A 14,373-nucleotide genomic window follows, 5' to 3' on the forward strand; every position below is an offset into this window, starting at 1 on the left:
AGCTGCGCCGCCGCGTCGAGGAACCGCCGAACAGTGCGTCGCCCCGAACCTGGTGCGGCGCCACACGGCGTGGCGCCGCACCACGGACTCAGAAGTCCCAGTCGTCGTCTTCCGTGGCCTCGGCATTGCCGATGCCGTAGCCCAGGTTCATCCAAGGTGAGCGAAGAGGACATCGACCTCGTGAAGATCCTCGCGGTCGCTGTTCGACCACTCACGACGGTCGAAGTCGTCGTCCGGGTCGGGCTCCCATACTTCATTCAACCGCTCCCGGACTCTCTCTTGCACGTCCACAAATTCGACCGGGAAAGACTCGAGTACGCTCTGCAAAGCGTGGAGCAATTCAAAATCCGAATCGTACCCGTCCCTGTCGGGATCATCGAGGGCCCATTCGATGCTCTCGACAAGCATGGCTTCGAGATGTGACTCCACCCCAGACTCGCATTCGCGCTCAAACTCGTGAGCCGCTGAGATGTCGTGCATCCCAATCTCATCATCGACCCATACTCGGCGAACTTCCGTGGCGAGAATCTCCGCCTCACTCGCAGTCAGCAACGGCTCAAGCGCCCAGTACGCCCGAATACGCGCGTCAACATCTGACTCCTCACGCATGAAATCATGCGTGAGCTTCAGTATGTCGGTTGTCGCGCTAACCCGACCCCTGTGAGCATGATCATCCAGAACGCCCATGCCCATGGCAACGAGCCGTAGACCGTCTAGTCCTCGAGACCGCCTCAGAATCGGCACGAAGAACTCATCGACTGCTCCCAAAAGAGCCACCCGGCTTGGAACCTCAAGATCCTGCCACGGCCTGGAGGCGCGGATTCCCTTGCCACTCAGCATTGCGAAGAGGACTGCGATCGATGAAGGTTCTGCTGATTGCAGGTGCGCCCTGAAAGCTCGAAGATCTGAAAAGAGTCGCGATAGTAGAAAGTCTCTGATGCTTGGGTTTTTTGCCGAGAACTCATATTCTCCGAACGCGTCTCGGTCAACATCAATAGAAATACCCTCGAGGACGTCTACGTCAGAGTCAGTTACCACCGTAGATTCACCCCACGCCGATAAAACCGATTGCGCAGTCGCACTTGCACTTGCCTTGGAAGTATCCGTCAACCCGACACAGATCGCTAACGCCAGCGCTCTCTGGGCACTGGAGAGCTCCACCTCGTACACACTGTTCCACAAGGCAGAGGGCGAGTTCAGCGAACTCAACATGAACTCCGCAAACCCTGCGCCCTTCGACCCACCCCCAAGTGCTTGAGCAGCGGACACAATCGACTCGATCAGACGAGGATTGTAGTTGGGGTGCCTAATCACTCGGAGATAGGCGCGATTGCGGATAATACTTCGCCTAGCGGCCTGCCCTAGCCCGGAGTAGTAAATATGATTGAACAGGATATGTCCGCGTTGAAACGCGTTGTACGTACTGACATCTACAACAACGTTTGAATCGAGAACGCGGGCAGTTCGCAACTTACTATAGGTGCTTTGAGCTGCAGTCAGGATGTACTGACGCGTGGTCAGAATCATCTTGTGTGATTTCGAATCGCGTAGTCGCTGCGCTAGTAAGTCGAGGGAGTGATCCTCACCCTTCGACAGCTTCTCCATAAGGCTTGTTTGACCGAGAAAGTCGTCGTACAGAAACAGCTGCTTCGCACCGGGCTGCCACACGTTCTCTATCTCCGAGGCATTCCGAACGTCGAAGACCTCGTAGCCGTCCGCAGCATATGTCAGAGCTACCGATTCTGCGAGTGTAGTCTTCCCCACCCCGGGAGGACCGGTGATGATCGACATCCCGTACTTCCCTAGCGATTCGTGCACGAACTGAGTCGCGTCACTCGTAACGAATAGTCTCGCCCGCCTTGCGGCGCGCTCGAGAAAATATCGTTGCCGCTCGTATACTGCATGATGCAAAACAGTCTTTAGCACCGCCAGGCTCGAAACGTATAGCTTCACGTGCAGGCGCTCAACCTCACCGTGACGATCGAGAAGGTTCTCGAGATCCTCACATGCAAGAATGTGCTCTTGCCGCAGCTTCTGTTTCCCAAATATTGCGGCGATTGTAGCTTTCGCTCCCGGGCTCGCGCGCGCTGTTGTCGCTAGCCAGTACTCGCCAAGGTCGCTTGAAGCCACCTTTCTAGCTTCACGCTCCAGCTTCGACTTAAGCTGAAGGAGCGTTCGTCCCGGCGAGTGCTTACACTGGACGGTACGCAGTGCGCCAGCGCGCAGAAGCCGGACGTCGACCCCACCATCCGGCCCAGGAGAGAACGACTCGAGCCTCTCCTTCCATTCGGCTTGAAGAAGGTCCCTAACTAGACGCTCAAAGTCGTATGAAGAGAGCGATTCATATGCGCGCAATTCCGCACCCGCGGTTCCTCAGAAGTCCCAGTCGTCGTCTTCCGTGGCCTCGGCCTTGCCGATGACGTAGGACGAGCCCGACCCACTGAAGAAGTCGTGGTTCTCGTCCGCGTTCGGGGAGAGCGCCGACAGGATCGCCGGGTTCACGTTGGTGACGCTGGAGGGGAACATCGCCTCGTAGCCCAGGTTCATGAGGGCCTTGTTGGCGTTGTAGTGCAGGAACTTCTTGACGTCCTCGGTCAGGCCGACGCCGTCGTAGAGGTCCTGCGTGTACTGCACCTCGTTGTCGTAGAGCTCGTAGAGCAGGGAGAACGTGTAGTCCTTGAGCTCGTCCTTGCGCGCCTGGTCGGCCGTCTCGAGTCCGCGCTGGAACTTGTAGCCGATGTAGTACCCGTGCACGGCCTCGTCGCGGATGATGAGGCGGATGAGGTCGGCCGTGTTCGTCAGCTTCGCCTTCGAGGACCAGTAGATCGGCAGGTAGAAGCCCGAGTAGAACAGGAACGACTCCAGCAGCGTGGAGGCGACCTTGCGCTTGAGGGGGTCGTCTCCCTGGTAGTAGTCCATGATGATCTGCGCCTTCTTCTGAAGGTTCGCATTCTCCGTGGACCAGCGGAACGCCTCGTCGATCTCCTTCGTCGACGCGAGCGTCGAGAAGATCGAGGAGTAGCTCTTCGCGTGCACCGACTCCATGAACGCGATGTTCGTGTAGACGGCCTCCTCGTGAGGCGTGATCGCGTCGGGGATCAGCGACACCGCGCCGACGGTGCCCTGGATCGTGTCGAGGAGCGTGAGCCCGGTGAACACCCGCATGGTGAGCAGCTGCTCGTCGGGGGTGAGCGTGTTCCACGACTGCACGTCGTTCGACAGCGGCACCTTCTCCGGCAGCCAGAAATTGTTCACCAGACGGTTCCAGACCTCGAGGTCCTTGTCGTCCTGGATGCGGTTCCAGTTGATCGCCTGCACGCTGGAGACCAGCTTGAGCGGGGAGTGAGGAGTCATTCTTGTCCTAGTTCCTGGGTCACTGAGCCTGTCGAAGTGTCAGAGCATGCACGAGACGCACTCGGTCATGTCGGTGCCCTCGAGCGCCAGCTGACGCAGACGGATGTAGTAGATCGTCTTGATGCCCTTGCGCCATGCGTAGATCTGGGCCTTGTTGATGTCGCGCGTGGTGGCGGTGTCCTTGAAGAACAGCGTCAGCGACAGACCCTGGTCGACGTGCTGCGTGGCCGCGGCGTACGTGTCGATGACCTTCTCGTAGCCGATCTCGTACGCGTCCTGGTAGTACTCCAGGTTGTCGTTCGTCATGAACGCCGCCGGGTAGTAGACGCGACCGAGCTTGCCTTCCTTGCGGATCTCGATCTTCGAGGCGATCGGGTGGATCGAGGAGGTCGAGTTGTTGATGTAGGAGATCGAGCCCGTCGGTGGCACGGCCTGCAGGTTCTGGTTGTAGATGCCGTGCTCCTGGATCGACGCCTTGAGCTGGACCCAGTCCTCCTGCGTCGGGATGTGCTTGCCCGCGAAGAGCTCCTTGACCTTCTCGGTCTCCGGCACCCACGCCCGGTCGATGTACTTGTCGAAGAACTCGCCGGACGCGTAGGTGGAGTCGGCGAACCCGTCGAACGTCGTGCCGCGCTCGATCGCGAGCTGGTTCGAGGCGCGCAGCGCGTGGAACAGCACGGTGTAGAAGTAGATGTTCGTGAAGTCGACACCCTCCTCCGAGCCGTAGAACACGTGCTCGCGGGCGAGGTAGCCGTGCAGGTTCATCTGGCCGAGGCCGATCGCGTGCGACCGGTCGTTGCCATCCTCGATCGAGCGGACCGAGCCGATGTGGCTCTGGTCGCTGACCGCGGTGAGCGCGCGGATCGCGGTCTCGACCGTCTGACCGAGGTCGTCGGCGTCCATCGACAGCGCGATGTTCATCGAGCCGAGGTTGCAGGAGATGTCCTTGCCGATCTCCTTGTACGACAGGTCGTCGTTGTAGGTGGTCGGCGTGTTCACCTGCAGGATCTCGCTGCAGAGGTTGGACATGTTGATGCGCCCCTTGATGGGGTTGGCCTTGTTGACCGTGTCCTCGAACATGACGTACGGGTAGCCGGACTCGAACTGGATCTCGGCGACGGTCTGGAAGAACTCGCGCGCGTTGATCTTGGTCTTCTTGATGCGCGGGTCGTCGACCATCTCGCGGTACTTCTCGGTGACCGAGATGTCGCCGAACGGAACGCCGTAGACCTTCTCCACGTCGTACGGCGAGAACAGGTACATGTCCTCGTCGTTCTTGGCGAGCTCGAACGTGATGTCCGGCACCACGACTCCGAGCGACAGCGTCTTGATGCGGATCTTCTCATCGGCGTTCTCGCGCTTGGTGTCGAGGAAGCGCATGATGTCGGGGTGGTGGGCGTTGAGGTACACCGCACCCGCCCCCTGACGCGCGCCGAGCTGGTTGGCGTAGCTGAAGCTGTCCTCGAGGAGCTTCATGACGGGGATGATGCCCGAGGACTGGTTCTCGATCTGCTTGATCGGGGCACCCGACTCGCGGATGTTCGACAGCAGCAGGGCCACGCCGCCGCCGCGCTTGGAGAGCTGCAGCGCGGAGTTGATGCCGCGGGCGATCGACTCCATGTTGTCCTCGATGCGCAGCAGGAAGCAGCTGACGAGCTCGCCGCGCTGCGCCTTGCCCGCGTTGAGGAAGGTCGGGGTGGCCGGCTGGAAGCGACCGGAGATGATCTCCTCGACGAGGTTCACGGCGAGCTTCTCGTCGCCGTCCGCGAGGGCGAGCGCGGTCATCACGACGCGGTCCTCGAAGCGCTCGAGGTAGCGCTTGCCGTCGAACGTCTTCAGCGTGTAGCTCGTGTAGTACTTGAACGCGCCGAGGAACGTCTCGAAGCGGAACTTCTTCGAGTAGGCGAGGTCGTTGAGCTTCTGCACGAAGTCGAACGAGTACTTCTCGATGACGGCGCCCTCGTAGTACTCCTTCTCCACGAGGTAGTCCAGGCGCTCCTTGAGCGAGTGGAAGAACACCGTGTTCTGGTTCACGTGCTGCAGGAAGTACTCCCGCGCGGCGCGCTTGTCGGCGTCGAACTGGATCTTCCCGTTCGCGTCGTACAGGTTCAGCATCGCGTTGAGGGCGTGGTAGTCCAGACCCTCATACGCGGGGTTCACCTTGAATGCCACTGTCTCGGTCACTGAAGATTCCACCGTCGTTCCAATCCGTCGCTCACGCGATCCACGTCGTCCTGTGTGCCGAAGATCTCGAGCCGATACAAGTGAGGCACGTGACACTTGCGGCTGATGATGTCGCCGGCGAGGCAGAACGCGTCGCCGAAGTTGGTGTTGCCCGCGGAGATGACCCCGCGGATGTGACGCCGGTTGCGCTCGTCGTTGAGGAACCGGATCACCTGCTTGGGCACGGCCCCCTTCTCGACCCCGCGCCCGGCACCCCCGCCGTAGGTGGGGGTCACCAGGACGAAGGGCTCGTCGACGACGAGGTCCTCTTCGTTCCGGTGGAGGGGGATGCGTCGGGCGGGAAGCCCGAGCTTCTCGATGAAGCGCGCGGTGTTACCCGACACGCTCGAGAAGTAGACCAGGAGCGGCGCAGCGGTCGCGACGGCGCTCATAGCTCTCTCCTTGGGTTCCTGAGCCTGTCGAAGGGCCGGGTCGGTGAGCCTGTCGGACTACGCCAGGCGGGACGCGAGCTCGTCGATCTTGTCGGGACGGAAGCCCGACCAGTGGTCCTCGTCGGTGACGACGACGGGCGCCTGCATGTAGCCGAGCGCCTTGACCTGCTCCAGCGCCGTCGGGTCCTCCGACAGGTCGTGAATCTCGTACTCGATGCCCTTGGCATCCAGGGCACGGTAGGTCGCGTTGCACTGGACGCAGGAAGGCTTGGTGTACACCGTGATCGACATCTGAACCCCTCAAATCTCTGGTTTCTCCGGCAGACCTCCGCCGGGATCTCAATACTACATATAGGGACGTACATTCGGTGCGACCACAAGGGGTAGTAGTTACATCCGTGTAGTTTTTCCACCGCTCTCTACAGATACAACACAGGTTGTCCACCGTTTCTTCCACAGGCGGACCCCCTCTCGCGGGGTCGACGACCCGCGGGAAATCGCGGCTGGGAGGAGCCTGGGAGAGATCCATCCACAGGAGGCACCCTACGAGGGGCATCCGACATCCCCAGGCCTGTGGAATTCGTCGTCCGGCGTGTCCACGGCGTGTCGCGGCGTGTCCATCGCCGGCCCATCGCACCGACGTCCCCGCCGCCCGGTACCGTTGTCGGGTGGCGGGCTATCGGGATCTTCTTCGCACGCCGGGAGTGGGCCGCATGATCGCCGCCCAGCTCACCGCGCGCTTCCCCAACGGGATGATGTCCTTGGCGATCCTGCTGCACGTCGAGCAGCAGACCGGATCGTACGGATCGGCGGGCCTCGTGCTCGCCGCGACCAGTGTCGGCCAAGCGGTCGCCGGCCCCATCACCAGCCGGTGGATGGGCGCCTGGGGCATGCGGCGGGTGCTGACCCTCACCCTGTCCGTCTGCGTCATCGCGGTACTCGGCCTGGGACTGCTGCCCCTCTCGGTCCCGGGATACATGGCCCTGGGCATGATCGCCGGCCTCTCGACGCCGCCGGTGCAGGCGGCCGTCCGCACCATCTACCCCAAGCTCGTGAACGCCGGTCAGCTCACCCCGCTGTTCTCCCTCGACGCGTCCCTGCAGGAGATCATCTGGGTGCTGGCGCCGGTCGTCATCACCCTCGTCTCCACCCAGGTCGGCACCATGGAGGGCCTGCTCCTGGTGGCGATCGTCCTCGTCGCCGGCGGTGCGTGGTTCATCCTCTCCCCCGAGGTCGGCCGCGTGCGCATCCCGCGCAGCCGCAACGCGCTGGGCACGGTCGTGCTCAAGCCGCCCGTGCTCCTCGCGACCGTCATCGGATTCCTGCTCATCGGCGCCTGCTCCGCGGTCGAGGTCGGCGTGGTCGCGACGTTCGAGCACGGCAGCCTCGCGGCGGGTCTCGTCCTCGCGGTCTTCTCCGCCGGCAGCCTGGCCGGCGGCCTCGCCTTCGGCCACATCCCGATCGGCCCCTGGGCGATGGCGCGCCGCCTGCTCATCGTCACGGTGGGCCTCGCCCTCACGATGGTCATGCTCAACGTCTACTGGCTGGGCGGCATGCTCATCCTCGCAGGCATCGGCATCGCCCCCGCCCTCGCGGTGCTGTTCGCCATCACCACGGCCAGCGTGAAGTTCAGCGAGACCGCCGAGGCCTTCGGCTGGGCGGGCACCGGGCAGCTCATCGGCGCCGCAGCCGGATCGGCGGTCGCCGGCTTCCTCGTCGACGTCGGCGACTGGCGCGGTGCGTACCTGGCCGCCACCATCTTCGCGGCGGTCGGACTGCTCGTCTCCATCGTGTTCGTGCGGTCCTTCCCCGATCTGCGTCACCGCGACGCCAGCCCCCATCCCGACACCGAGCCCCTGGCGGTCACCCCCTCATGAGCCCCTCCGTCCCGTCCTCCTCCCCCGCGATCGTGTGCGTCGGCGAGTCGATGGCCCTGATCACGCCGACCGGCGCCGACCTCACGACCGCCGACACCGCGTCGATCACCCACGCGGGTGCGGAGGCGAACGTCGCCGTCGGCGTCGCGGCCGCCGGCCACCGGGCCGTCTGGGCCTCTCGTCTCGGCGACGATCCTCTCGGCCGCCGCCTCTCCGCAGAGCTGGAGCAGCGTCGCGTCGAACTCTGGACCGAGGTCGACCCGGAGGCGCCGACCGGAGTGATGTTCAAGGATCCCGGCGTGGAGTCCTCGGCGGTCTACTACTATCGCCGCGGCTCGGCCGCCTCGCGCATGGCACCCGGGTTCCTGTCCCCCGCGCAGCTCGCCGGCGTCCGTATCGTGCACACCACGGGCATCACCCCGGCGCTGTCTGCGACCTGCCTGGCGATGGTCGACCGGCTCTTCGCGGACGCGCGCACCGCCGGAGCCGTCGTCTCCTTCGATGTGAACGACCGCCGGGCGCTGTGGAGCCCCGAGGAGGCGGCCGCGACCCTCGCGCGCCTGGCCGACGCCGCCGACATCGCCTTCGTCGGCCGTGACGAGGCCGAGCGCATCTGGGGCACCGCGACGGCCGCGGAGATCCGCGCGCACCTTCCGCACTGCGGTCTGCTCGTCGTCAAGGACGGCGACGTCGGCGCCACGGCCTTCGCCGGTGACGCGGACCCGGTCTTCGTGCCCGCGCCGACCGTGGACGTGGTGGAGCCCGTCGGTGCGGGGGACGCCTTCGCCTCCGGGTTCCTGGCCGCGACGCTCGACGGCGCCGACCTCGAGACCCGCCTGGCCGCAGGACACGAGGCCGCAGCGCGAGTGCTCCGCATCGCGGCCGACCTGCCGCCCCTGGAGCCGGCGCGCTGACTCCGCCCGCCGCGTCCTGGCGCGGTCGTAGGCTGGTGCCATGCCCGCTCCCGTCACCCTTCCCCGCCTGAGCTGGGGCGATCCCGCGGCGGGGCGACGCGCCCTTCTCGTGCACGGTCTCGGCTCGTCCGGCGCACTCATGTGGCGGCTCGGCGATGCTCTCGCGGCGGCCGGTTGGCACGCGACGGCGGTGGACCTGCGCGGCCACGGTGACGCCCCGCGGGCCCTCGACTACTCCGTCGCGGCGTATGCCGCGGATCTCGTCGCGACGCGGCCTGCCGGGTCGCGCGCCTGGGACGCCGTCGTCGGGCACTCGCTCGGCGGGGCGGCCGGTACGGTGGCCGCCGCCGACGACACGGGCTGGACGCACCGCCTGGTCCTCATCGACCCCGCGATCCACATCGTCCAGCGGGACGCGGCCATCGTCCGCCACAACCAGGAACGCGCCTTCGCCGACAACCGCCTCGACGCCGTGCGGCAGGAGCATCCGCACTGGCACCCGCAGGACCAGGAGCTCAAGGCCGACGCCGTCCGGCGGGCGAGTGCGTGGGCGGTCGAGCAGACCAGCGCCCAGAATCAGCCGTGGGACGTCCGCGGACACGCGGCCCGCCTGACCGTGCCCACGCACGTGATCGGCGGCGACCCCGCCGTCTACAGCATCTTCACCGGACCCCTCGCCGACGAGGTGCTCGCGAGCAACCCCCGCATCTCCCTGTCGGTCGTGGCCGGCGCCGGCCACTCGGTGCATCGCGACCGCCCGGAGGAATCGATCCGACAGCTCCTGGAGGCTCTGGCATGAACGACTTCGACCCGTCGGCGTATCTCCCCGACGACCTGCTCGACCGCATCCGCGAACGGGCGCCGATCCACGACCGGGAGAACACCTTCCCCCAGGCGGACCTCGACGAGCTCCGCGCAGCCGGCTACCTGTCCATCCTCGTGCCCCGGGAGCGCGGCGGCGCGGGACTCGGCCTGGAGCAGGCGGCCGTCCTCCAGCAGCGGCTCGCCGGCGCCGCGCCCGCAACGGCCCTGGCGATCAATATGCACCTGGTCTGGACCGGCGTGGCCAAGGTCTTCTCGGATCGCGGGGTCCCCGGTCTCGAGTTCGTGCAGGACGGCGCCGTGGCCGGAGAGGTCTTCGCGTTCGGCATCAGCGAGGGCGGCAACGACCTCGTGCTGTTCGGGAGCGACACGGCGGCGGTCCCGGACGGCGGCGGCGGCTACGCCTTCACCGGCACCAAGATCTTCACCTCGCTCGCCCCCGTGTGGACGAAGCTCGGCCTGCACGGCCTCGACACCACGAGCCCGGACGCGCCGAAGCTCGTGTTCGCCTTCGTCGACCGCACGTCCGCGGTCACCACTGCGGATGACTGGGACACCCTCGGCATGCGCGGCACACAGAGCCGGACCACGCGGCTCGACGGCGCCGTCGCGGATGCGGCGCACGTGGTGCGGCGCATCGACCCGGGACCCAGCCCGGACCCGATCGTCTTCGGCATCTTCTCCGTCTTCGAGATCCTCCTCGCCTCCGTCTACACCGGCATCGCGCGCCGGGCCCTCGAGCTGGCCGTGGCGGCGGCGCACCGACGTCGCTCGAAGAAGAGCGGCACCGCGTACAGCCAGGATCCGGACATCCGCTGGCGTATCGCCGACATGGCCCTCGCCTACGACGCGCTCCCGCCGCAGATCGCCGCCCTCGCCCGCGACGTGGATGAGCGCGCGGACCGCGGCGCCGGCTGGTTCCCCGCGCTCTCGGGAGTCAAGCACCGGGCGGTGACGATGGCCAAGCAGGTGGTCGACGAGGCGATGCTGGTGGCCGGTGGCGGCTCGTACTTCTCCGGCAACGAGCTCTCCCGGCTGTACCGCGACGTCCTCGCCGGGGCGTTCCACCCCTCCGACCCCGAGTCGGCGCACGCCACAGCGGCGAGCGCCTGGCTCGGCCCGATCGAGGCCTGATCGGCGCACGCGGACCCCGTTGTCCGCGATCGTCCGCAGTGCCAGGATCGCACCATGGCACCGTCGAAGAAGGACCACACCCTCGACGCGATCTCCAAGACCATCGTCGAGATGCTGCAGGAGGACGGCCGCCGCTCGTACTCCGAGATCGGCCGCATCGTGGGGCTGAGCGAGGCCGCCGTCCGCCAGCGGGTGCAGCGCCTCACGGAGTCGGGCATCATGCAGATCGTCGCGGTGACGGATCCCATGCAGCTCGGCTTCCACCGGCAGGCGATGGTGGGCGTCAAGGTCGCCGGCGACGCGCGGGGCGTGGCCGAGGCGATCGCCGACATCGACGAGGTCGACTACGTCGTGATCACGGTCGGATCGTTCGATGTGCTCGTCGAGGCGGTGTGCGAGGACGACGACCATCTGCTGGCGCTCGTCAACGACCGCATCCGTCCGATCCAGGGCGTGGTGTCGACGGAGACCTTCATCTACGCGAAGCTCCAGAAGCAGCAGTTCGCCTGGGGCACACGCTGACCGTCCCGCTCAGAGCGGCGGCGTCGTATCACGACGGCGGGCGAGCAGGGCGAGGTGCAGGGCGGCGAGGGTCTCCCCGTCGTCCAGATCCGCGCCCAGCAGGTCGCCGATGAGCGCGAGGCGCTGATAGAACACCGAGCGGGAGAGATGGCTCGCGGCCGCCGCGGCGGAGCGGTTGCCCGGGTGCGCCACGAGAGCGGCGAGCACGGCGAGCAGATCGCCTCGGCGATCCCTGTCGTGACGCACGAGCGGATCCAGCATCTGCTCGCTGTGCGCCTGGAGTCGCCGATCGTCGCGCAGGGCGGACACGAGGCGCTCGAGCGGCCGGTCGGCGACGCGGCGGACCGCCGGCACGTCACCCCCGGACGGCCGCGCGGCGAGGTCGAGCGCGGCACGGGTCGAGGCCAGGAGTCCGAGCACGCCTTCGGCGCTCGGACCGAGGATCGCGGGCGCACCGCCGGAGAGGTGGCGGACGGCCGCATCGGACAGGGCGCCGACGCCGGTCGCGACGAGCAGCACCACGTCGGCGCCGCGCCGCGAGCCCACCGCAGCCAGACCGGCCGCACGCGCACGGGCGACCAGCCGGTCCGATGCCTCGTCGGTGCGGAACACGAGCCCGGTGCCGGTGGTGCCCGCGAGATCCAGCCCGAGCCGCCGGAGCCGGACCTCGACATCCTCCTCACGGGCGAAGCGCGCGCCGAGGAGATCCTCGATGAGGCTGCGGTGCGCGAGCACGGTCCACGCGCCTTCCCCGTCGGCGAGGCAACCGAAGGCGAGGGCGGTCGCCCCCAGCTCCAAGACGGTGGCGCGACCGGCGGGATGCGGTGGACCGTCCGCCGCGATGAGCCAGCCCCAGCGCACACCGCGCGCCTGCACCGGCACACGGTCACCGCCATCCGGGCCGGGCGGACGGAGAGCCTGGCCGACCGGAACGCGGAGAGCTTCGACGGCGACGACCTCTCCTGCCAGGTTCTCGAGGTGGACGGGGACGTCGAGCGCACGGGCGACCTCCGACACGATGAGGTCGGCCGGTGCGCCACGGAGGCTGAGGGCGGTGAAGAGATCATGCAGACGCTGCCGTTCGCGGAGCGCCGCGGTCTGCGCTTCGATCAGCGCCCGGTGCACGGCCTCGGTCACCGCGACGAACTTCACCTCCACCGCGAGCGCGACGAGGGCGAGACCGGCGGCGGCGCAGGCCTCGATGACCGCGTCCGGGACGCGGGACATCCGCGGGCCGAGTTCGATCACGATGCCCGAGACCCCGATCGCCGCCAGCTCCGCCACGAGCACGCGCAGTGCTGCGGTGCCGGTCGGCCAGGCGGCGCCGGTCGTGAGCAGCAGCTCGCCGCCGTCGAGCAGGCGGGCGACGTCGGCGCTGTCCGAGACGTGGACCCACCGCACCCCGGCCTCGAGTGCCGGGCCGCCGACAAGGACGGTCGGCGCTCCCTCCTGGACCGCGGGAAGAGCGAGGACGTCCCCGACGAGCAGCGCCGACGAGCGCCGATCCGGACGGTCTGTCCGACCGAAGAAGAACTCCTGACGCTCTGCCACTCTGCACGGGCTCCGTTCTCTGTGAGCATGGGCCGAGCCCCAGCGTAGCGACCCTCGGTCAGAGTGTGCGATACGCGATCCACTGCGAAGGAGCACCTGTGAACACCGTCCGTCATCTCATCAACGGCACCGAGACGGCCGCTGCGGCGCGCCGCGGCCCCGTCTTCGACCCGGCGACAGGAGCCGTCACGAAGGAGGTCGCCTTCGCCTCGGCCGCCGAGGTCGACGCCGCCGTCGCCGCCGCGGCTGCGGCACTCCCGGCGTGGCGGGAGACGAGCCTCATCAAACGCGCCGACGTGTTCTTCCGGCTCCGCCAGCTCCTCACGGAGCGCACGGACGAGCTGGCGGCGATCGTCACGTCCGAGCACGGCAAGGTCCTGTCCGACGCGGCCGGCGAGGTGTCCCGGGGCATCGAGAACGTCGAGTTCGCGGCCGGCCTCGTACATCTGCTCAAGGGCGAGCGCAGCGAGCAGGTCGCCCGCGGGGTCGACGTGCACTCCGTCAAGCAGCCGGTCGGGGTGGTCGCCGCCATCACCCCGTTCAACTTCCCGGTCATGGTGCCGCTGTGGATGGTCGCCTCGGCCATCGCCTGCGGCAACACCGTCGTCCTCAAGCCCAGTGAGAAGGATCCGTCCGCCGCGGTGTGGCTCGCACGGCTGTTCCACGAGGCGGGCCTGCCGGACGGCGTCCTCAACGTCGTGCACGGCGACCGGGAGGCCGTCGACGCGCTTCTCGAGTCCCCGCGGGTGCAGGCGGTGAGCTTCGTCGGATCGACGCCCATCGCCCGGGCGATCTACCAGCGGGCGTCTGCCGCCGGGAAGCGCGTCCAAGCGCTCGGTGGCGCGAAGAACCACATGGTCGTGATGCCCGACGCCGACATCGACGCGGCCGCCGACGCCGCCGTCTCCGCGGCCTACGGCTCCGCGGGCGAACGCTGCATGGCGGTGTCCGTGCTCGTGGCCGTGGGCGACATCGCCGACGACCTCGTCGCCGCGATCGCCCGCCGCATCGACGGCCTCTCGATCGGCCCCGGCACGGACCCGGCGAGCGCGATGGGCCCGCTCATCACCGCGGAGCACCGCGATCGCGTCGCGTCCTATGTCGCGGGAGCCCCCGGAGAGGGCGCCAGGGTCGTCGTCGACGGCACGAGCGCGGAGTTCGACGGCGACGGCTTCTTCCTCGGCGCGAGCCTGATCGACGACGTCACCCCTGGCATGCGCGTCTATGACGACGAGATCTTCGGCCCGGTCCTGTCCGTCGTGCGCGTGGGCTCCTACGCGGAGGCCGTCGCGTTGGTCAACGCGAACGCCTACGGCAACGGCACGGCGATCTTCACGCGCGACGGCGGGACGGCACGGCAGTACGAGTTCGACATCGAGGTCGGCATGGTCGGCGTCAACGTCCCGATCCCGGTGCCCGTCGGCGCGTACTCCTTCGGCGGGTGGAAGGACTCCCTCTTCGGCGACGCGCACATCTACGGCCCGGAGTCCGTGCACTTCTACACGCGGTCGAAGGTCGTGACGACGCGGTGGCCCGACCACACCCCGTCGCAGATCGACCTCGGCTTCCCGAGCAACCACTGAC

12 protein-coding genes are annotated in these 14,373 nt (G+C 67.1%); 6 read left to right on the forward strand and 6 right to left on the reverse strand.

The genetic code is table 11. From position 1 onward, the window contains the following. Positions 1-147 precede the first annotated feature (147 nt). The 5 genes from MICNX66_RS14190 to nrdH are packed head-to-tail and all read right to left on the reverse strand — an operon-like array spanning position 148 to position 6,260. Entirely contained in the window at positions 148-2,355 is a 2,208-nt protein-coding gene (locus MICNX66_RS14190; protein WP_332107625.1) for a restriction endonuclease, read from the reverse strand. 18 nt (positions 2,356-2,373) lie between these two features. Continuing rightward, positions 2,374-3,354, reverse strand: coding sequence for a class 1b ribonucleoside-diphosphate reductase subunit beta (gene nrdF, locus MICNX66_RS14195; RefSeq protein ID WP_060922463.1), 981 nt, complete (start codon positions 3,352-3,354; stop codon positions 2,374-2,376). Between the two features lie 39 nt (positions 3,355-3,393). Further along, positions 3,394-5,538 (reverse strand): class 1b ribonucleoside-diphosphate reductase subunit alpha, encoded by a 2,145-nt coding sequence (nrdE, locus tag MICNX66_RS14200; protein WP_060922464.1) that lies wholly within the window; start codon positions 5,536-5,538, stop codon positions 3,394-3,396. Beyond that, complete coding sequence (nrdI, locus tag MICNX66_RS14205) at positions 5,535-5,969, reverse strand: class Ib ribonucleoside-diphosphate reductase assembly flavoprotein NrdI (protein WP_060922465.1); 435 nt, start codon at positions 5,967-5,969, stop codon at positions 5,535-5,537. The genes nrdE and nrdI overlap by 4 nt, the downstream gene beginning before the upstream one ends. A 57-nt stretch (positions 5,970-6,026) precedes the next feature. Beyond that, complete coding sequence (gene nrdH / locus MICNX66_RS14210) at positions 6,027-6,260, reverse strand: glutaredoxin-like protein NrdH (RefSeq protein ID WP_017202656.1); 234 nt, start codon at positions 6,258-6,260, stop codon at positions 6,027-6,029. 422 nt (positions 6,261-6,682) lie between these two features. Between nrdH and MICNX66_RS14215 the strand changes: the two genes are divergently transcribed. The 5 genes from MICNX66_RS14215 to MICNX66_RS14235 are packed head-to-tail and all read left to right on the forward strand — an operon-like array spanning position 6,683 to position 11,238. Beyond that, positions 6,683-7,846 carry an MFS transporter gene (locus MICNX66_RS14215; protein WP_232089101.1) on the forward strand — a complete coding sequence of 388 codons (1,164 nt, stop codon included), beginning with the start codon at positions 6,683-6,685 and terminating at the stop codon, positions 7,844-7,846. Further along, positions 7,843-8,760, forward strand: a complete 918-nt coding sequence (locus MICNX66_RS14220) for a sugar kinase (RefSeq protein ID WP_187662409.1) — start codon at positions 7,843-7,845, stop codon at positions 8,758-8,760. Before MICNX66_RS14215 ends, MICNX66_RS14220 begins: the two co-directional genes overlap by 4 nt. A 40-nt stretch (positions 8,761-8,800) precedes the next feature. Next, positions 8,801-9,559, forward strand: coding sequence for an alpha/beta fold hydrolase (locus MICNX66_RS14225; RefSeq protein WP_187662410.1), 759 nt, complete (start codon positions 8,801-8,803; stop codon positions 9,557-9,559). Next, positions 9,556-10,716 (forward strand): acyl-CoA dehydrogenase family protein, encoded by a 1,161-nt coding sequence (locus MICNX66_RS14230; RefSeq protein ID WP_187662411.1) that lies wholly within the window; start codon positions 9,556-9,558, stop codon positions 10,714-10,716. The genes MICNX66_RS14225 and MICNX66_RS14230 overlap by 4 nt, the downstream gene beginning before the upstream one ends. Before the next feature lie 54 nt (positions 10,717-10,770). After that, positions 10,771-11,238, forward strand: a complete 468-nt coding sequence (locus MICNX66_RS14235; RefSeq protein WP_187662412.1) for an Lrp/AsnC family transcriptional regulator — start codon at positions 10,771-10,773, stop codon at positions 11,236-11,238. A 9-nt stretch (positions 11,239-11,247) separates the two neighbouring features. Here the strand turns inward: MICNX66_RS14235 and MICNX66_RS14240 are convergent, their stop codons facing one another. Then, positions 11,248-12,789, reverse strand: coding sequence for a PucR family transcriptional regulator (locus tag MICNX66_RS14240; protein ID WP_232089102.1), 1,542 nt, complete (start codon positions 12,787-12,789; stop codon positions 11,248-11,250). A gap of 98 nt (positions 12,790-12,887) precedes the next feature. Here MICNX66_RS14240 and MICNX66_RS14245 point away from each other — a divergent pair, with 98 nt between their 5' ends. Further along, a complete protein-coding gene (locus MICNX66_RS14245; protein WP_187662413.1) occupies positions 12,888-14,372 on the forward strand; it encodes a CoA-acylating methylmalonate-semialdehyde dehydrogenase in 1,485 nt (494 codons plus the stop codon). The last annotated feature ends 1 nt before the right edge of the window (position 14,373 follow it).

The sequence above is a fragment of the Microbacterium sp. Nx66 genome, assembly GCF_904066215.1.
In the GTDB taxonomy this organism is placed as follows: domain Bacteria; phylum Actinomycetota; class Actinomycetes; order Actinomycetales; family Microbacteriaceae; genus Microbacterium; species Microbacterium meiriae.

What these genes read in the sequence shown, in the direction of transcription:
- nrdF (WP_060922463.1), bottom strand. Translation starts at nt 3,354, where the DNA reads ATGACTCCTCACTCCCCGCTCAAGCTGGTCTCCAGCGTGCAGGCGATC.
- nrdI (WP_060922465.1), bottom strand. Translation starts at nt 5,969, where the DNA reads ATGAGCGCCGTCGCGACCGCTGCGCCGCTCCTGGTCTACTTCTCGAGC.
- nrdH (WP_017202656.1), bottom strand. Translation starts at nt 6,260, where the DNA reads ATGTCGATCACGGTGTACACCAAGCCTTCCTGCGTCCAGTGCAACGCG.
- MICNX66_RS14215 (WP_232089101.1), top strand. Translation starts at nt 6,683, where the DNA reads ATGATCGCCGCCCAGCTCACCGCGCGCTTCCCCAACGGGATGATGTCC.
- MICNX66_RS14220 (WP_187662409.1), top strand. Translation starts at nt 7,843, where the DNA reads ATGAGCCCCTCCGTCCCGTCCTCCTCCCCCGCGATCGTGTGCGTCGGC.
- MICNX66_RS14225 (WP_187662410.1), top strand. Translation starts at nt 8,801, where the DNA reads ATGCCCGCTCCCGTCACCCTTCCCCGCCTGAGCTGGGGCGATCCCGCG.
- MICNX66_RS14230 (WP_187662411.1), top strand. Translation starts at nt 9,556, where the DNA reads ATGAACGACTTCGACCCGTCGGCGTATCTCCCCGACGACCTGCTCGAC.
- MICNX66_RS14235 (WP_187662412.1), top strand. Translation starts at nt 10,771, where the DNA reads ATGGCACCGTCGAAGAAGGACCACACCCTCGACGCGATCTCCAAGACC.